The sequence below is a fragment of the Paraburkholderia sp. GAS206C genome (assembly GCF_050435645.1).
Classification (GTDB): domain Bacteria; phylum Pseudomonadota; class Gammaproteobacteria; order Burkholderiales; family Burkholderiaceae; genus Paraburkholderia; species Paraburkholderia phenazinium_B.
Genome location: NZ_JBNDKR010000012.1, coordinates 63,698 through 80,080, shown reverse-complemented (window position 1 = coordinate 80,080; position 16,383 = coordinate 63,698). Strand labels below are relative to the sequence as shown.

18 protein-coding genes are annotated in these 16,383 nt (G+C 62.6%); 16 read left to right on the top strand and 2 right to left on the bottom strand.

What is annotated here, in order from left to right:
* Window position 1: 1 nt before the first annotated feature.
* On the bottom strand, window positions 2–1,432 hold the full coding sequence (locus tag P3T20_RS30420) for a PLP-dependent aminotransferase family protein (RefSeq protein WP_429288721.1): 1,431 nt from the start codon (window positions 1,430–1,432) through the stop codon (window positions 2–4).
* A 111-nt stretch (window positions 1,433–1,543) separates the two neighbouring features.
* On the opposite strand from P3T20_RS30420, the gene P3T20_RS30415 reads away from it, so the two are divergent.
* The 10 genes from P3T20_RS30415 to P3T20_RS30370 all read left to right on the top strand — a co-directional run bounded on the left by P3T20_RS30415 (window position 1,544) and on the right by P3T20_RS30370 (window position 11,567).
* Complete coding sequence (locus P3T20_RS30415) at window positions 1,544–2,461, top strand: DMT family transporter (protein WP_429288720.1); 918 nt, start codon at window positions 1,544–1,546, stop codon at window positions 2,459–2,461.
* A 68-nt stretch (window positions 2,462–2,529) separates the two neighbouring features.
* Complete coding sequence (locus P3T20_RS30410; RefSeq protein WP_429288719.1) at window positions 2,530–2,748, top strand: hypothetical protein; 219 nt, start codon at window positions 2,530–2,532, stop codon at window positions 2,746–2,748.
* 125 nt (window positions 2,749–2,873) lie between these two features.
* The gene (locus tag P3T20_RS30405) at window positions 2,874–3,464 is read left to right on the top strand and encodes an N-acetyltransferase family protein (protein ID WP_429288718.1); all 591 of its coding nucleotides are present in this window, start codon (window positions 2,874–2,876) and stop codon (window positions 3,462–3,464) included.
* A gap of 118 nt (window positions 3,465–3,582) precedes the next feature.
* Window positions 3,583–4,473 (top strand): MerR family transcriptional regulator, encoded by an 891-nt coding sequence (locus tag P3T20_RS30400; protein WP_429288717.1) that lies wholly within the window; start codon window positions 3,583–3,585, stop codon window positions 4,471–4,473.
* A 227-nt stretch (window positions 4,474–4,700) separates the two neighbouring features.
* A complete protein-coding gene (locus P3T20_RS30395) occupies window positions 4,701–5,744 on the top strand; it encodes a sulfonate ABC transporter substrate-binding protein (protein WP_429288716.1) in 1,044 nt (347 codons plus the stop codon).
* Window positions 5,745–6,005: 261 nt separating this feature from the next.
* Window positions 6,006–6,905, top strand: a complete 900-nt coding sequence (locus P3T20_RS30390; RefSeq protein WP_429288715.1) for a mechanosensitive ion channel family protein — start codon at window positions 6,006–6,008, stop codon at window positions 6,903–6,905.
* A 162-nt stretch (window positions 6,906–7,067) separates the two neighbouring features.
* On the top strand, window positions 7,068–8,681 hold the full coding sequence (locus tag P3T20_RS30385; protein WP_429288714.1) for a flavin-containing monooxygenase: 1,614 nt from the start codon (window positions 7,068–7,070) through the stop codon (window positions 8,679–8,681).
* A gap of 89 nt (window positions 8,682–8,770) precedes the next feature.
* Window positions 8,771–9,682, top strand: coding sequence for an SDR family NAD(P)-dependent oxidoreductase (locus P3T20_RS30380; RefSeq protein ID WP_429288713.1), 912 nt, complete (start codon window positions 8,771–8,773; stop codon window positions 9,680–9,682).
* A gap of 29 nt (window positions 9,683–9,711) precedes the next feature.
* Window positions 9,712–10,590 carry a metal-dependent hydrolase gene (locus tag P3T20_RS30375; RefSeq protein WP_429288712.1) on the top strand — a complete coding sequence of 293 codons (879 nt, stop codon included), beginning with the start codon at window positions 9,712–9,714 and terminating at the stop codon, window positions 10,588–10,590.
* Entirely contained in the window at window positions 10,587–11,567 is a 981-nt protein-coding gene (locus P3T20_RS30370) for an alpha/beta fold hydrolase (protein WP_429288711.1), read from the top strand. The genes P3T20_RS30375 and P3T20_RS30370 overlap by 4 nt, the downstream gene beginning before the upstream one ends.
* Here the strand turns inward: P3T20_RS30370 and P3T20_RS30365 are convergent.
* Window positions 11,542–12,096: a putative glycolipid-binding domain-containing protein gene (locus P3T20_RS30365; RefSeq protein ID WP_429288710.1), complete on the bottom strand. Its 555-nt coding sequence runs from the start codon at window positions 12,094–12,096 to the stop codon at window positions 11,542–11,544. The two genes, P3T20_RS30370 and P3T20_RS30365, sit on opposite strands and share 26 nt — an antisense overlap.
* 148 nt (window positions 12,097–12,244) lie before the next feature.
* Here P3T20_RS30365 and P3T20_RS30360 point away from each other — a divergent pair, with 148 nt between their 5' ends.
* From P3T20_RS30360 to P3T20_RS30335, 6 genes are all read left to right on the top strand, one after another.
* Window positions 12,245–12,484, top strand: coding sequence for a hypothetical protein (locus P3T20_RS30360; protein WP_429288709.1), 240 nt, complete (start codon window positions 12,245–12,247; stop codon window positions 12,482–12,484).
* Between the two features lie 211 nt (window positions 12,485–12,695).
* Window positions 12,696–13,028 (top strand): type II toxin-antitoxin system RelE/ParE family toxin, encoded by a 333-nt coding sequence (locus P3T20_RS30355; RefSeq protein ID WP_429288708.1) that lies wholly within the window; start codon window positions 12,696–12,698, stop codon window positions 13,026–13,028.
* The gene (locus P3T20_RS30350; protein ID WP_122156182.1) at window positions 13,015–13,302 is read left to right on the top strand and encodes a helix-turn-helix domain-containing protein; all 288 of its coding nucleotides are present in this window, start codon (window positions 13,015–13,017) and stop codon (window positions 13,300–13,302) included. The genes P3T20_RS30355 and P3T20_RS30350 overlap by 14 nt, the downstream gene beginning before the upstream one ends.
* A 286-nt stretch (window positions 13,303–13,588) precedes the next feature.
* Window positions 13,589–15,007: a cytochrome ubiquinol oxidase subunit I gene (locus P3T20_RS30345; RefSeq protein WP_429288707.1), complete on the top strand. Its 1,419-nt coding sequence runs from the start codon at window positions 13,589–13,591 to the stop codon at window positions 15,005–15,007.
* Window positions 15,008–15,031: 24 nt separating this feature from the next.
* Window positions 15,032–16,036: a cytochrome d ubiquinol oxidase subunit II gene (gene cydB / locus P3T20_RS30340; protein ID WP_429288706.1), complete on the top strand. Its 1,005-nt coding sequence runs from the start codon at window positions 15,032–15,034 to the stop codon at window positions 16,034–16,036.
* Complete coding sequence (locus tag P3T20_RS30335) at window positions 16,011–16,187, top strand: hypothetical protein (protein ID WP_429288705.1); 177 nt, start codon at window positions 16,011–16,013, stop codon at window positions 16,185–16,187. Before cydB ends, P3T20_RS30335 begins: the two co-directional genes overlap by 26 nt.
* Window positions 16,188–16,383: the final 196 nt, after the last annotated feature.

Here is a 16,383-nt window from a genome sequence, read left to right as displayed (position 1 = left end):
ATCACACTGGCGCCTGGGCAAGATCCATCGCACGTTGCAGCGCTTCATAGGCTTTTGGCCGGTTGCACTGCGAGACATTGAAGCGCAGGAATCCCGCCGCCGAGTGCGAAGCACTGAACACGTTGCCCGGCGCCAGCACCACATTTTCGACGAGGGCGTGACGGGCGATCTCCGCGCCATCCAGGCCGCCCGGCAAACGTGCCCACACGAACATGCCGGCGCGCGGCCGGGTCCAGATATCGAGACCAGCCTGGGTCAGGCGCCGGATGGTCTCGCCCATCGAATCGGCAAGCTTCGCGCGCATGCCTTCGAGATGCCGCCGGTAGGTGCCGTCCACCAGCAGTCGGTGCACGACACTCGCCGCCAGTTGACCGTTACCGAACGACGTGGCGAGCTTCAGATCGATTAGCGGCTCCACCCAGTCCGCACGTGCCGCGATGAAACCGCAACGCACGGCCGCGGACAACGTCTTCGAAAAGCTGCCGATCGATACGACGCGAGCGAGTCCGTCGAACGCGGCCAGACGCGGCGCAGCCTCGTCCTCGAAGTCCGCGAAGATGTCGTCCTCCACAATCAGCAGCTTGTGCTCGCCAGCCAGCTTCAACAGACGATGCGCAACCGCGGGCGCCAACGTTGCGCCGGTGGGATTATGGATGGCCGAATTGGTCACATACAGGCGCGGGCGATGTTCGACAAGCACCCGCTCGAACGCGGCGAGATCCGGCCCGGACGGTGTGTACGGCACGCTGACGATGCGCGCGCGGTGGGCGCGCAGCAAGGCCTGGAAGTTGAAATAGCAGGGGTCGTCGATCAGCACGGTGTCGCCTGGTTCGAGCAGGAAGCGGCAGACAAGATCGAGCGCGTGGGTGCCGCCGTCGGTCAGGATGATCTGCTCGGGAGGTGCGTCGACGCCATGCTGGGCGAGCCGCCACGCGAGTTGCTGGCGCAGGGCGGGCAAACCGGGCGGCGTGGCGTAATCGGCCAGCGCGGCGTGCGGATCGCGCGCTACCGCGCGCAGGGCACGCCGCACGCCGTCTTCCGGCAACCACGAGGCGGGCAGCCAGCCGCAACCGGGTTTCAGCGCCTTCTGCCCGGTTTCGAGCGACTGCCGCGTGAGCCACAGAGGATCCACCTGGCGGTCGAGCCGCGGCCCCAGATCGGCCAGAGCCAGCGGCGGCGCATGACCGGAGACAAAAAACCCCGAGCCGCGTCGCGCGACGATCGTGCCTTCCGCCACGAGCCGGTCATATGCCTCGACGACCGTCGACTTCGACACGCCAAGCGTTTCCGTCATGGCGCGAATCGATGGGACGCGAGCGCCAGGCATCAGCGAGCGGCCGGCAATGCGTTCGCGCAAGGCGTCCATCACGACGTCGACCCGTGTGCGTGCTGAAACGGCATTGTCCGGATTGTTTCTGGCGGTTTCCATCATCTGTACTGTTCCTCGATAGGTACAGTTTCTGCGAATTGTACTGCTCCGTAGCTTACCCTTTTTGCCAGACAGGAGGATGCTGACGGCTTTAGCTTGCATATGGAAATCGCAATGGAAAAGTCCAAAGACGGCCGGGCCACCAATGCTCGGGCCGCGAACGGCTGGGTTAGCGGCATGCTAGGCGTGTTGATCTTCAGCGGTTCGCTGCCGGCCACCCGCATCGCTGTGCAGGGGCTTGATCCAATCTTTCTGACCGTCGCCCGCGCGACGATTGCCGGCACGCTCGGCTTGCTCCTGCTGCTGGTGTTTCGCGAGGCGCGCCCCGCGCGTCGCGACCTGCTTCCGTTGCTGATCGTCGCGCTCGGCGTGGTGGTCGGCTTTCCGTTGCTGACCGCCCTCGCCTTGCGTCATATCACCTCGGCCCATGCGGTGGTGTTCGTCGGCCTGCTGCCGCTCTCGACAGCGATCTTCGGCGTGCTGCGCGGCGGTGAGCGTCCGCAAGCGGCGTTCTGGCTATTCTCGGCGCTCGGCAGTTGCGCGGTGGTCGCCTTCGCGGTGCGCAACGGGCTCCAGGCATCGCCACTCGGCGACGCGCTGATGCTGGCGGCGATCATCGTCTGCGGACTTGGCTACGCGGAAGGCGCACGGCTGTCGCGACACCTCGGCGGCTGGCAGGTGATTTCCTGGGCGCTCGTGCTGTCGCTGCCGCTGATGGTGCCGCTTACCTGGTGGACGTGCCCGGCCTCGTTCGACGGCGTCAGTCAGGCAGCCTGGTGGGGACTCGCGTATGTATCGCTGTTCAGCATGCTGATCGGCTTTGTGTTCTGGTATCGCGGGCTGGCTTTGGGCGGCATCGCCAGCGTCGGACAACTGCAGTTGCTGCAGCCATTCTTCGGGTTGCTGCTCGCAGGTCTCCTGCTGCACGAGCAGGTGCCGCCAGTGATGATTCTCGTCACGGTCGTCGTGGTGGCTTGCGTCGCCGGGGCGCGCCGGTTTGCCAGGGCCGCGCCCGTCCGACAGGCGGGCTAGCGGCGCTGCTTTCCTCCCCCGCGCCGCATTGCGGTATGCTCACGCGCTTGTGTTCAGAAGGAGGACCCATGAAATTTTCGACCTGTCTGGGATGCGCAGCGCTGCTCGTATCCGTCGGCGCGTATGCCCAAACCTCGCAGACGTTTAACTTCGGCGAAGGCCAGACCACGCCACACGCCGCCAATGCGCGGCCCTCGCAGCGTAAGACCAAACCGAAGCATCAGGCGGCGCACCAGAAGCGCCAGCCGCCTCAAGCATCGAACGTGAATCTCTATTCGCGCGGCTGATCTGCGCGCGGGGCGGCCACGTCACGGCCACCCCGCAGACAATTTTGCACGGCTTCAATTCCTCGCAAACCGGGGGCATAGTGATGTGTTTCCGGAGAAGCTCCGGGCCAGCAACAGGATCAGGCATGAGCACCTTCACGCAAACCCCTGCCAACACCTCGACGAACGCTTTCCCGGCCCTACAGCTGGAGGTGCGCGATGCGACGGAAGCTGACCTGCTGGCGATTCAGGCGATCTACGCGCATCACGTGCTGCACGGCGTCGCCTCATTTGAGGAGACACCGCCCTCCATCGACGATCTGCGCGGCCGGCTCGCATCCGTGTTGAGCTATGGTCTGCCGTATATGGTGGCCAAGATCGACGGCGTGATTGCCGGCTATTGCTACGCAACGCCATACCGGCCGCGAGCGGCTTATCGGAACACGATCGAAGATTCGATCTATATCGACGACGCGTTTCGCGGGCGCGGCATTGGCCGTGTTCTGCTGAAGGCGCTGATCGAACGCTGCGAAACCGGACCGTGGCGGCAAATGGTGGCCGTGATCGCGGACGGCGGCAGCGGCGGATCGTTGTCGCTGCATCGCAGCCTCGGCTTCGAGATAGCCGGTACGCTAAAAGCGGTCGGATTCAAACACGGCCGCTGGCTCGATACCACGCTGATGCAGCGTGCGCTGGGTGTGGGGGATAAAGCGTTGCCCGAGGATTGGCCTGACTAGACGGTAAGTACCACGTCCATACTAGCCCGGCCAACCCGTTTGTGTTTCGCCAACGTCCCGTATCTCACTGAAAATAACCGCGGACGTCCCCCTTGCGCCACCGCGCTAAAATCCCCCCATGCCGAAAACGCTCCCCTCCCCGTCCCCAGCGCCCGCCGCGCCGCGCAACGAATACACCGTCGACGAACTCGCGCGCGTGACGGACAGCACCGTGCGCAACGTGCGCGCCTATCAGGACCGCGGTCTGCTCGCGCCGCCGGAGAAGCGCGGCCGAGTCGGCGTGTACGACGACACGCATGTTTCGCGGCTCAAGCTCATCAATCACCTGCTCGCGCGCGGCTACACGCTGGCCAATATCCAGGATCTGATCAAGGCCGTCGACGAAGGCCACGACCTGCGCTCGATCCTCGGTCTGGAGACGGCCATCGGCAGCCGCTGGTCGCGCGAGCGGCCCAGGAAATATTCGCTACTCGAACTGCTGCAGATGTTCGGCGACAAGGCCTCGCCTGGCGCTCTGTCCAAAGCGGTCGACCTGGGCCTGCTCGAACGCAAGGGATTGTCGTTCGTGGCCAACAGTCCCGCCGCGCTGTCGGCCGGCGCGACCATGGCGAATGAAGGCATTCCGCTTGCCGATCTGCTCGACGCGGTACGGATCTCCCGTCCGCATTTCAATGCCGTCGCCAAGGCGATGGTCGATCTCGTGGTGCGTCAGCTCGATCGTTACGAAGCCGATGCACTGCCCCCGCCCGCCGATGTGCCTGCGCTGGTCGACGCGATCTGGCGAGTGCGTCCGTTGGCCATGGTGCTGGTCGAAACCGAGATGAACCGCGCACTCGAAGACGCCGCCGGCGACTATCTCGGCGACCGGGTCGCTGCGATCATGGAAAAGCGGCTCGGCAATGCGTCTGCCGGCAGGCCGTCGGCGGCGTCTCACGCGGGCTCGGACGCTCACGCCGAAACTAAAGCTGCGCAGCCGGCGCGCAACACAAAAGCCAAAGCGAAGAAGTAAGCCCACGCCACGCGCATAGCGCACTGAGTACCACGCACCAGGCATATTCCCCGTGCGCGTCATATCCAAATCTCCATTGCTTGGTTTGCGGTATAGCACGTCCATGCGACGATCCGTTGACCGCAGCAGCAGCATCCTTCCCGCAGCATCGGCATACGATCGCGCACGCCTGTCGGGGATGGACGTGCACGGCCGCTGCCTTGACCGCACGCATGGAGAGTTTTCGAATGACACGCAACCCGAGCCGCCGCCCTCGTCTGGCTGCACCGATCGCCGCCACGTTTAGCGCATTCACCGCGCTCGCCGCATGCGCTGTGTTCGCTGCGGCGACGCTGCTTCCCACCAGCAGCGCGCTCGCTCAAGATGCTTCCAGTGCAACCGAGAAAGTCCTGCGCATCGGCTATCAGAAAGCCGGTTTGCTCGCAGTCCTCAAGGTACAAGGCTCGCTGGAGCAAAAGCTCAAGCCGCTTGGCTACAGCGTGAAGTGGTTTGAATTTCCGGCCGGTCCGCAACTGCTCGAAGCGTTGAACGCGCACAGCATCGACTTCGGCTACACAGGTTCGCCGCCACCGGTGTTCGCGCAAGCCGCGGGCGTGGGTTTCGTGTACGTGGGTGCCGAACCCGGAGGACGTCATACCGAGGCGGTCATCGTCAAGCCCGGTTCGCCGTTGCAAACGGTCGCCGATCTGAAGGGCAAACGCGTCGCCCTGCAAAAGGGCTCCAGCTCGAACTTCCTGCTACTCGAAGCACTGCAGAAGGCGGGCTTGCGCTACGAAGATATTCATCCGGTGTACCTCGCCCCCGCGGACGCTCGCGCCGCATTCGAAAACGGCGACGTCGATGCATGGGTAATCTGGGATCCTTACTATGCCGCCGCGCAAGAAGCGCTCAAGGCGCGCACGCTGGCGGATTATACGAATCTCGATACGGCCTACAGCTTCTACGAAGCGACCCGTGATTTCGCCCAGCAACACCCTGATGTCATCGGTGCGGTTCTCGGTCAATTACGCTCGACGGGCCAGTGGGTCACCCAGCATCCCGAAGAAACCGCTGCACTGATTGCGCCGAAGGTCGGTCTCGATCAAAAGCTGGTCGAAACCTGGGTGCGCCGCTACCCCTATGGCACCACGGCTGTCACCGACAAAATCGTCCACTCGCAGCAAAGCGTCGCCGACGCGTTCTATGGCGCCCATCTGATTCCGCAGAAGATCACGGTGCGCGACAACGTCTGGCAAAACCAGCAAGTAGCGGCGAGTCTCGCAGCGAAATAAGCGGGCTGCGGGACCGACTTCACACAGTCCCGCCGTCCCGCATCTCGCAAAAGCAAACTGTCAAAAACGTTGAATCACTAGAACTTTCGCCTTTCGCTGCGGTCCCTTCTCCGCACGCTTCCACGCGTCATTCTCCGGGTTGCTCCGCTCTTGCGGACTGGCCGCTCGCCTCGCGCGAGCGAACCGGCACCCATTGCCTCTTATGAACCATCACGACGGCGCTCGCTCGCCGTCGCCTGAAAAACCAGGACCGTCACGGCCATGCAGAACCTTCTCGCCCAGATCCACCCGAACCGGTGGACCTTTCTCTGGGATTCGCTCACCGCCATCTCAATGCACCTGTGCGCCGCCGCGCTGATCCTCATGGTCGGCTGGTGGGTGGCGCGGCGCGTCTCGCGCTCGCTCAACCGTTTGCTTACCAACCAGTCGCGTATGGACGCCACGCTGCGCCCCATCCTCTGCGACACCAGCCTGTGGGGCATTCGCGTGGTCGCCATCATCGGCGCGCTGTCCCAGTTGGGTATTCAGACCGCGAGCATCGTCGCGGTGCTCGGCGCTGCCGGTCTCGCGATCGGTCTTGCGCTGCAAGGTACGATGCAGAACATCGCAGCCGGCATCATGCTGTTGCTGCTACGCCCGTTCAAGGTGGGCGATTCGATCGAAGCGGGCACGGGTACTGTCGCCGGCACCGTCGAAGAAATCAGCCTGTTCACCACGCGCCTGACCAAATCCGACGGCATCTGCGAGTACGTGCCGAATAGCGCGCTGTGGAGTAATTCGATCCGCAACTACAACCGCAATCCGACCCGCCGTCTCGATCTCGAAGTGGAAATCTCCGTGCGCGACGACGTGGATCACGCGCTTGCCGCACTGCGCGCCCTCGCCGCCGCCGATCCGCGCGCACTGCAAACGCCCGCGCCGCAAGTCATGGTGACCCGCTTCGACGACAGCACGGTGGTGCTCAATATCCGCGTGTGGGCGAAGATCGATGTTTTCTGGGACATGCGCTGGGATCTCGCCCGCCAGGTGCGCCAGACACTCAACGACGCGCAATGCGGGCTGCCGGTGCGGACGCGGGAATTGCACATTGTGCAAAGCGCTGAACCAGGCGAGCCGGTGATGGATCGCGCGGTATCCCGCCCGAGGGCTGTTACCCAGTAACGCACAGCCAGGCGGTCATCGGCCGGCGGCATCCGACCGCCGCCCGTTCTTTCCACCCATAGAGTCCCCAACCTAAACGTCTGCTTGCGTCATTCCTTCTCAGCCTCTATCGTTACATCACTCAATGTCACAGTTAAGAGTGAATAAAAGGAGACGGATCGGATGAACGCACGCACGATGCCCCCCGACGCTCTGGCGCCCCTCGAAACCGATGTCGCTATCATCGGTTCGGGCTTCGCCGGACTCGGCATGGCGATCCGGCTCCGCCAGGCCGGCATGACCGACTTCATGGTCGCCGAAAAGGCCGACTCTGTCGGCGGCACCTGGCGCGACAATCACTACCCGGGTTGCGCCTGCGACGTGCAATCGCACGTCTATTCCTTCTCGTTCGCGCCCAACCCGCGCTGGACGCGCATGTTCGCGCGCCAGCCGGAAATTCGCGCGTATCTGGAAGCGTGCACCCAGCGTTTCGGCGTGCAACGGCACATTCGCTTTGGTCACGAACTGGTAAGCGCCATCTACGACGAAACGCGTCATCGCTGGCACATGCTGTTCGCCAACGGCCAACGCTGGTCGGCGCGGGTGCTGGTATCGGGCATGGGCGGCCTGTCGCGTGCGGCGGTGCCGGATATTCCCGGGCTCGATACCTTCAAGGGCAAGACCTTCCATTCGCAGCAGTGGGACCACAGCTATTCGCTGGAAGGCAAGCACGTCGCCGTAATCGGCACCGGCGCGAGCGCCATTCAGTTCGTGCCGCAGATTGCTCCGCGTGTCGCACAGCTCGACCTGTTCCAGCGCACGCCGCCGTGGATCATGCCGAAGGCCGACCGCGCCGTGAAACCGTTCGAACAGTGGCTGTTCCGGCACCTGCCGTTCACCCAGAAGATGTGGCGCGCGGGTCTCTATTGCATGCTGGAATCGCGGGCGTTTGGCTTTGCGATTCATCCATCGCTGATGAAGACGGCGCAGAAAGTCGCGGTGCGTCATCTGCATCGTCAGGTGACCGACCCGCAACTGCGCGCCACACTCACGCCCGATTACACGATGGGCTGCAAGCGTATCCTCATTTCGAACGACTATTTCCCGGCGGTGTCGCGCCAGAATGTGGCGGTCATCACGAGCGGGATCGCGCGCGTCGAAGAAGACGCCGTGATCACGACCGATGGCGTGCGTCATCCCGCCGACTGCCTGATCTTCGGCACCGGCTTCCAGATCGCGGATCCGTTCCCGCGCGGCGTGGTGCGGGGCAAAGGCGGGGTCGATATCGTCGATACCTGGCACAACGGTGCGCACGCGTACCTCGGCACCACGTTGCCTGGCTATCCGAACTTCTTTATGGTCGTCGGTCCGAACACAGGGCTCGGCCACAACTCGATGGTGTACATGATCGAGTCGCAGGTCGAGTACATCCTGCGCGCGCTGCAAACCATGCAACGCGAACGCGCTGCCGCGATCGAGGTGCGGCCGCATGTCGAACGTGCCTACAACGAGCAGATCCAGCAGAAGCTAAGCCGCGCCATCTGGTCCACAGGCGGCTGCAAGAGCTGGTACCTCGATCCGCGGACCGGCAAGAACACGACGCTGTGGCCTGGATTCGCGTTCCGTTTCCGCCAGGCTACCCGCAGCTTCAGCATGGGTGATTACTTTGCTTATGCGCCTGCGGCTCAAACGGAGGCGGGATTGAACGCGCACACGGCCAGGTCGACGCAGGGCGGCGCGTCAACGGCTTCAGCCGGGTCCGCTTCTTCGGCTGCATCGTCCGCAGAGGCGACTTGAGACAAAGCACGCGTTAACGCCATGCCGTCAAGCGAACACGTCGCACGCACAGACAAAACAACAAGGCACCGCTCAGAGAGGACAGTACGATGAAGAATTTCACAGACCGTGTTGCCGCCATTACCGGCGCCGGCTCGGGTATGGGCCGCTCGCTGGCGATCCAGCTGGCGCGCGAGGGCTGCCACCTGGCGCTCGCCGATCGCAACACCGCAAGCCTTGCCGAAACCGCGCTGCTCGCCGAGGGCGCAGCACCGCAGATCGTCGGTGCGCCGCTACGTGTGACGACCCGCGTACTCGACGTGGCGGATCGCGCGGCGATGTTCGACTGGGCCGCCGAAACCGCCGCCCAGCACGACCGCATCAATCTCGTCTTCAACAACGCAGGCGTGGCGCTGTCCAGCACGATCGACGGCATGGACTATGCCGATCTCGAATGGATCGTCGGCATCAACTTCTGGGGCGTGGTGCATGGTACGAAAGCGTTCCTGCCGCATCTGAAAGCTTCAGGCGAAGGGCATATCGTCAACACCTCGAGCGTATTCGGTTTGTTCGCACAACCTGGCATGAGCGGCTACAACGCGACCAAGTTCGCTGTGCGCGGCTTCACCGAAGCGCTGCGCCAGGAACTCGATCTGATGAAATGCGGCGTCTCGGCCACCTGCGTACACCCGGGCGGCATCCGAACCAGCATCGCGCAGTCGAGCCGGATCGCCTCGAACATGGTCGGTTTCATGATCGAGAGCGAACAGCAAGGCAAGGACGACTTCGAAAAGTTCTTCATCACAACGGCCGACGAAGCCGCCCGCACGATTCTCGACGGCGTGCGCAGGAACAAACGGCGCGTGCTGATCGGCCGCGATGCGCGGGCTGCCGACTGGCTCGCCCGTACGTTGCCGGCCGCCTATCAGGCGCTCGTCGTGATGCAGACGCGCCGCCTGCACCGCATTGCGCATAAGCGCGCCCGCGCTGCCGAAGCAGAAGCCGCCGGACGGCGCGCGTGAACATCAAAGATCATAGGGAGAGAAAGGCCATGATGCCGATTCGCCGCGACCTTCGTTTCGTTTTACCTCCTGAGCGTGCCTGCGACTGGCATCAGGAAGGCTCGCATGTGACGCACTTTTTCAATGCGCTTTCGCTGCTGTTTCCAGCGGGCGAGCGTTTCTTCATGGACAGCGTGCGCAACTACCGCGACCGCATCAACGACCCCGTCCTGAAGAAGCAGGTACTCGGTTTTATCGGCCAGGAAGCGATGCATACCCGCGAGCACATCGAGTACAACGATCTGCTGCAAAACGCGAGGCTGCCCGCGCACAAGCTCGATCGGCGTCTCACGTGGTTCCTCAACGTCAATCGCAAGATGCCCAAGTCGTTTCAGCTCGCGATGACCGTCGCGCTGGAGCATTACACGGCGATGCTGGCCGGTCTGCTGCTGGAGGACGACACGCGGGTGGGCGGATCGGTGCAAGGCTATGCGCAGATGTGGACCTGGCATGCGCTCGAAGAGACCGAACACAAGGCCGTCTCGTTCGACGTTTGGAACACTGTGATCAAACCCGGGCCGGCGCGCTATCTGCTGCGCACCGGCACCATGCTGACAGTGACGCTGGCGTTCTGGCTGATCGTGTTCGATTATCACGTGCGTCTGCTGATCTCCGATCGCAAACGCGGCGGCCACCTGCGCGGCATGTGGCGCGTCGCCAAATTCCTGTACGGGCCAAAACATGGTGTGTTCCCGGGCATCGCGCTCGAGTGGCTGCGTTTTTTCAAACCCAGCTTCCATCCGTGGGATCACGATAACCGCGCACAACTGGCGCGAATCGATGGCCTCGTGGCCGCGGTTGATTCGGCCAATGCCGCGAATCCCGCGGCGCTGAAGGCGAGCCGCCGCGGCGTGCGGGCGGTGGCGTGATCCGCGATACGCTCGTCGTCGAAGCCGGCGACGTACGCCTTGCCGTGTACGTCAGCGGACCGCGCGAAGCGCCGCCGTTGGTGCTCGTACACGGCTATCCGGATTCGGCGGCGGTATGGGAGCCGGTGCGGGCGCAACTGGACGGGCGCTATCGTGTGATTACCTACGACGTGCGCGGCGCCGGCGCGTCGGAAGCGCCGTCTGGCCGGGCCGCGTATCGGCTGGAACGGCTGGCCTCTGACCTGGCCGCCGTGGTCGACGCTACCTGTGGCGGACAGGCCTTTCATCTGGTGGGCCACGACTGGGGCTCAATCCAGAACTGGGAAGCGGTAACGAGTCCCGCGTTCGAAGGCCGCATCGCTTCGTTCACGTCAATTTCGGGGCCGTGTCTTGATCACGCCGCGTTGCGCCTACGTAACCAGAGTGGCCCTGGTAACCGCAGCAGCGATAGCAGCCACGGCGTGTCGTCCCCGGACAAACCCCGCACGCACAGTTCTACGCAGCGGTTCGCCGGTGGCCTGCGCCAAACGCTGAAGTCCTGGTACATCTTCCTGTTTCATGTGCCGCTCGTGCCTGAACTGGTGTGGCGTTGCGGCGGCGCACGCGCATGGCCGCTGTGGTTGCGGCTCACCGAGCGCATCCGCCCTGCGCCAGATCCTGCCCAGCTACGCAATGCGATCAACGGTTTGAATTTGTACCGCGCCAACTTCGTCGACCGGCTGTTTCATCCACACAACCGCCCGGCTCACGCGCCGGTGCAATTCGTTGTGCCGCTGCGCGACCGTTATGTGGGGCCCGCCCTTTCATTGGGGCTCGAGGACTGGCTCGGCAACTATACGCGCGAGACGATCGACGCCGGCCACTGGGTCGTGCTGCGCGATCCCGTCGGTATCGCCACCCGGATCGACCGGTTTGCCTCACAGCATCCCTCGCCAAGCCGGGTGAACGGCGTCAGCGCGTTCGCGGCAAGCGCGTAAAGAGCGTCGGATAGTCGATCACGAGACCATCTTCGTCCACTTGCATGTCGGCGGTGAAGTTGCGAAAGATGCCTTCGTAGCGGTATTCGCGGTTCAACGCGAGGCATGTGTAGGCCTGCTCGGCGCGAGTAACCTGAAGCTCTGGCGTCGAGATGTAAGCCACTGCAATCGGCCGGCGCTCGCCCTCGGTTAGTTGCAGACGCCGGATGGGCAGCGTGTTGGTGAACGGCGTAGCGGCAATATCGATGTCGATGCAGCCTTCGATCGCGCCGAGCGTCTTGCCACTGCCATCGCGCCAATGGCCCTCGCCGTCGCCGTGCATCTCCAGTTCGCCGCCGCCCATGATCTTGAGAAACGCATAGGTCACACGCCAACGCGGATCGCAATGCATCCGGTAGTAAAGCCCATAACCCTTTCCGTAGCGCTGTCCTACGAGCGCGCTCTCGACGTGGAAACCGTCGTCACGTGCATCGAACGCGAGATGTTCGATGCCGTCGCCTTCCTCCGATACCCAACGTATATCGCGCATGGCCTGCCTCCTTTCGAAAATGCTGGCTGCGGATTCGCCAGCTTATAACGTCTGAGAGCTGACCCGAGCAAAAAAACGCCGGAAAACGAGGCATAAAAAAGACGGCGTCTCCGCTTTGAAGGCGGGACGCCGCTAGGACCACACTCGCATGTCGGGGTCGACCACACGAGAACCCGACAGTATCCGCTACCCGGCCGCGTCTCAAGATGAAAAACCTTCCTTTGTAACGACCGGCCAGGTAGCTCTTACGGATCTCGAGAAAGCGCTTTCTCGCATTCCCCCGCCGCGTCAAGCTCTCATCGCTTTAGCTGGTTCAATCATCCAGATTGTCAATTTACAGATTCAAACACTTATTACGGCCTTGTACGACACGGCCGAATTGACCTGACCATTCGGCAGATTCTCACGAGCAATTCGCTCCGTTATCCTGAACGTTACCGTAGCCGTTCGTCGCGCCCCTGCTCTCGCTCGCTGTCCTGTCGCCCCATCCGAGTTCGCGAAGCTACCCGGTATTGCCTGATCGAAGGCGATGCCGGACCGGTCCCGACCGGTAGTTTTCTGCTTGCATTTTAGTAACATATTTGTTATATTGGAGTCCAATGGCATTTCTGATCGACTTTTACAACGAGAAGGTCAAAGTCCAGGTCGCTTCGCTGCCCAAGAGGCTACTGGCGCGATTTATCGCACTGGTGGATCGCATGGAAACATATGGTCCGAACCTTGGAGAACCGCACACCCAATCCATGGGCGGCGGCCTTTTCGAAATGCGTCTGAAGGGAGCGGAAGGCATTGCCAGAGTGTTTTTTTGCACGGTCGTCGAACGCCGCGTCGTCATGCTGCATGCGTTCGTGAAGAAGTCGCAAGAGACGCCCCGAAACGAGCTGGACATAGCTCGCAAAAGAGTGCTGGAGATCAAACGTGACAACGTATAAGGAATTACGCACCCGCGCCCTCGCGGACCCCGAAGTCCGCGCCGAATACGAACGGCTGAACCGCGAAGAATTCGCCCTCCTCGACCAGATGCTCGCAGCGCGTCACGCCGCCGGGCTGAGTCAGGCGCAAGTCGCTGAACGCATGGGCACCAAGGCACCCGCTGTAACGCGACTCGAGCGCGCACTTGCGTCAGGACAGCACTCGCCGTCCATCGACACGCTGCGCAAATATGCGGCCGCGTGCGGCAAGAAACTCGTCATTTCGATCGCGTGAGTCGCTGTTCAGCACGGGCGTCACAGGCGCTCTGCTGCAGCGCGGTGTATTGACGCAGTTTTTAATTTCCGGGGCCGCATCAGTGCTCACGAAACCTAATAGAAACTTGATACCGATCAAGGGTTTAGCGTCTCAAAATCGCTAGACCACCGTTCTTCGCGCGTCTTTTCGACGCACGTCGCGACGCAGCAAAACACCGCGCATTCCCCTACGCTTGCGCCATCTGCTTACGGCAGTGCGCGTCGACATCGGTCGATGCGCGTAGGTTGTCTCCGGTATCAAGATCATGAATCCCGCATCCACAATCTCCGCATTCGACCTGGCGCGCATCCAGTTCGCGTTCACGGTCTCGTTTCATATCGTTTTCCCCGCGCTGAGCATCGGGCTCGCCAGTTTCATCGCCGTCCTCGAATGGCGTTGGCTGAAGACCGGTAAGGCCTACTACAAAGATTTGTGTCTGTTCTGGTCGAAGATCTTTGCAGTGGCTTTCGGCATGGGTGTCGTCTCCGGCGTCGTCATGAGCTACGAGTTCGGTACCAACTGGTCGGGCTTCTCCAGCTTCGCCGGGCCGATCACCGGACCGCTGCTGATGTACGAGGTCATGACCGCGTTCTTCCTCGAAGCGGGCTTCCTCGGCATCATGCTGTTCGGCTGGCAGCGCGTCAGTCGCCATGCACATTTCGGTGCAACGCTAATGGTCGCCATCGGCACGCTGATCTCCACCTTCTGGATTCTCGCCTCCAATAGCTGGATGCAGACGCCGCAAGGCTTCGCTGTCGAAAATGGTCACGTCGTGCCGCTCGACTGGTTCAAGATCATCTTCAATCCGTCGTTCCCTTACCGCCTCGCACATATGGCGCTCGCCGCGTTTATCGTCGCCGCTCTGGTAGTCGCGGCCGTCGGCGCATGGCATCTGCTGAAGGGGCGGCGCGATCCTGCGGTCAAGACGATGTTCTCCATGGCGCTGTGGATGCTGTTGATCCTCACGCCCATCCAGGCCTTTGTCGGCGACCAGCACGGTCTGAACACCCGCAAGTATCAGCCGGCCAAGATCGCGGCGATCGAAGGCCTGTGGAACACCGAGAAAGGCGGCACGGCGCTCAACCTGTTCGGCATCCCCGACATGAAGGCGGAGACCACTCGCTACGCGGTGTCGATTCCGCATCTGGGCAGCCTGATTCTCACGCATAGCTGGGACGGCGAGATCCGCGGCCTGAAGGAATTCCCGCCGCAGGACCGGCCGGATTCGACCATCGTTTTCTGGAGCTTCCGCGTGATGGCGGGACTCGGCGTGCTGATGATCGTGATGTCGATCACCGCATGGGTAGTACGCCGGCGCGGCAGGCTCTATGACGCCAGGTGGTTCCAGAAGCTCGCCGTGGCGATGGGCCCCACTGGCTTCATCACGTTGCTGGCCGGTTGGGTGACGACCGAAGCAGGCCGTCAGCCGTGGGTGGTCTACGGCGTGCTGCGCACCTCGCAGGCGGTGTCTCCGCTTACCACGCAGCAAGTGGGCATCTCGCTGATGGCGTTCGTGATCGTCTACTTCCTCGTGTTCGGCACTGGCATCTACTACATGCTCAAGCTGATGCGCTCGGGTCCCGCGTTGCCCGGCCAGACGCCCCACGGCACGCCGGAAACGCCACCCGGCCGCCCCGCGCGTCTCCCCATGCCGGCCGCCGAGCAACTGGCCGACGTAGCCTGAACCACACCGTAACGAGGTTAAAAAATGGATGTCACCGTAGTGTGGGCCGCGATCATCGCGCTGGGCCTCTTCATGTATGTGGTGCTCGACGGCTTCGATCTGGGCATCGGCATCGTGTTTCCGTTCTTTCCCGATGAGAAAGAACGCAATCTGATGATGAACACCGTCGCGCCCGTCTGGGACGGCAACGAGACGTGGCTGGTGCTCGGTGGCGCCGGTCTGTTTGCGGTGTTTCCGGTGGTTTACTCAACCGTGTTGTCGGCGCTGTATCTGCCGCTGATTTTCATGCTCGCCTGCCTGATCTTCCGTGGCGTGTCGTTCGAACTGCGCGCCAAGGCAAATCGTACGAAGCATCTGTGGGATCTGGCGTTTATCGGCGGCTCGGCCGGTGCGTCGTTCTTCCAGGGCATCGTGCTGGGGGCCTTCCTGCAAGGCATTCCAGTCGTGGACGGCAGCTATCCAGGCTCGGCGTTCGGCTGGCTCACGCCGTTCAGCCTGTTGACCGGTCTTGGCCTCGTCGTCACCTATGCGCTGCTCGGCTGCTGCTGGCTGGTCGCCAAAACCGAAGGCGATCTGCAACGCCGCCTGCATCGCGTCGTGTGGCCGCTGACGATCGTGTTGCTCGGCTTCATCGCGGTGGTCAGTCTCTGGACCCCGCTGCAAGACCCGAATATCGCCCAGCGCTGGTTCGACTCGGGTCTGTTCTATCGCTTGTTGCCGGTGCCGTTCCTCGTTGCCATCTGTGCGTTGTTCATGCGGCGTGCCGTGCGCGACCGGCATCACACGACGCCGTTCGTGCTGGCGCTCGCGCTCGTGCTGATCGGTTATCTCGGCTTGCTGGTGAGCTTGTGGCCGTATGCCATTCCGTCGAGCATGACCCTGTGGGAGGCCGCCGCGCCGCGTTCGAGCCAGATGTTCACGCTGGTGGGCGCAGCGGTGATCATTCCAGTCATCATCAGCTATACGACGATGGGTTATTGGGTATTTCGCGGCAAGGTGCGCCATGACGACCAACATCACTATCACTAAGTCCGGGCAGCCGGCCGCCGCGCCCACGCAGCGAGTGCTGCCCGGCTGGGTCTGGTTTATCGCGCTTTGGTGCCTGGGCGTGGGCGGCGCGATGTTGCTCGGTTTCGCATTCCGGATCCTGATGAACCTGACGCTGTTCGCTGTGAATTGACTTGTGGCCGGCGGCCATTTGCTCCGCCGGTCAGCTTGGCCCAGACGAGGTCACACCGGGCCAAACAAGGCCACACGGCGTCAATTGTCAAACCTCTCATGCTGTGCTTCAAAATTGCGCCGCTTCATGCGTCTATGTTGCAGGCCGCAGCAAAGACAGTCGTCCGGCGCATGGAAACAAAACGGCGTGCAAAACG

What these genes read in the sequence shown, in the direction of transcription:
- P3T20_RS30375 (WP_429288712.1), top strand. Translation starts at nt 9,712, where the DNA reads ATGATGCCGATTCGCCGCGACCTTCGTTTCGTTTTACCTCCTGAGCGT.
- P3T20_RS30385 (WP_429288714.1), top strand. Translation starts at nt 7,068, where the DNA reads ATGAACGCACGCACGATGCCCCCCGACGCTCTGGCGCCCCTCGAAACC.
- P3T20_RS30395 (WP_429288716.1), top strand. Translation starts at nt 4,701, where the DNA reads ATGACACGCAACCCGAGCCGCCGCCCTCGTCTGGCTGCACCGATCGCC.
- P3T20_RS30365 (WP_429288710.1), bottom strand. Translation starts at nt 12,096, where the DNA reads ATGCGCGATATACGTTGGGTATCGGAGGAAGGCGACGGCATCGAACAT.
- P3T20_RS30335 (WP_429288705.1), top strand. Translation starts at nt 16,011, where the DNA reads ATGACGACCAACATCACTATCACTAAGTCCGGGCAGCCGGCCGCCGCG.
- P3T20_RS30420 (WP_429288721.1), bottom strand. Translation starts at nt 1,432, where the DNA reads ATGATGGAAACCGCCAGAAACAATCCGGACAATGCCGTTTCAGCACGC.
- P3T20_RS30380 (WP_429288713.1), top strand. Translation starts at nt 8,771, where the DNA reads ATGAAGAATTTCACAGACCGTGTTGCCGCCATTACCGGCGCCGGCTCG.
- P3T20_RS30360 (WP_429288709.1), top strand. Translation starts at nt 12,245, where the DNA reads ATGTCGGGGTCGACCACACGAGAACCCGACAGTATCCGCTACCCGGCC.
- P3T20_RS30390 (WP_429288715.1), top strand. Translation starts at nt 6,006, where the DNA reads ATGCAGAACCTTCTCGCCCAGATCCACCCGAACCGGTGGACCTTTCTC.
- P3T20_RS30410 (WP_429288719.1), top strand. Translation starts at nt 2,530, where the DNA reads ATGAAATTTTCGACCTGTCTGGGATGCGCAGCGCTGCTCGTATCCGTC.
- P3T20_RS30415 (WP_429288720.1), top strand. Translation starts at nt 1,544, where the DNA reads ATGGAAAAGTCCAAAGACGGCCGGGCCACCAATGCTCGGGCCGCGAAC.
- P3T20_RS30355 (WP_429288708.1), top strand. Translation starts at nt 12,696, where the DNA reads ATGGCATTTCTGATCGACTTTTACAACGAGAAGGTCAAAGTCCAGGTC.
- P3T20_RS30405 (WP_429288718.1), top strand. Translation starts at nt 2,874, where the DNA reads ATGAGCACCTTCACGCAAACCCCTGCCAACACCTCGACGAACGCTTTC.
- cydB (WP_429288706.1), top strand. Translation starts at nt 15,032, where the DNA reads ATGGATGTCACCGTAGTGTGGGCCGCGATCATCGCGCTGGGCCTCTTC.
- P3T20_RS30400 (WP_429288717.1), top strand. Translation starts at nt 3,583, where the DNA reads ATGCCGAAAACGCTCCCCTCCCCGTCCCCAGCGCCCGCCGCGCCGCGC.
- P3T20_RS30345 (WP_429288707.1), top strand. Translation starts at nt 13,589, where the DNA reads ATGAATCCCGCATCCACAATCTCCGCATTCGACCTGGCGCGCATCCAG.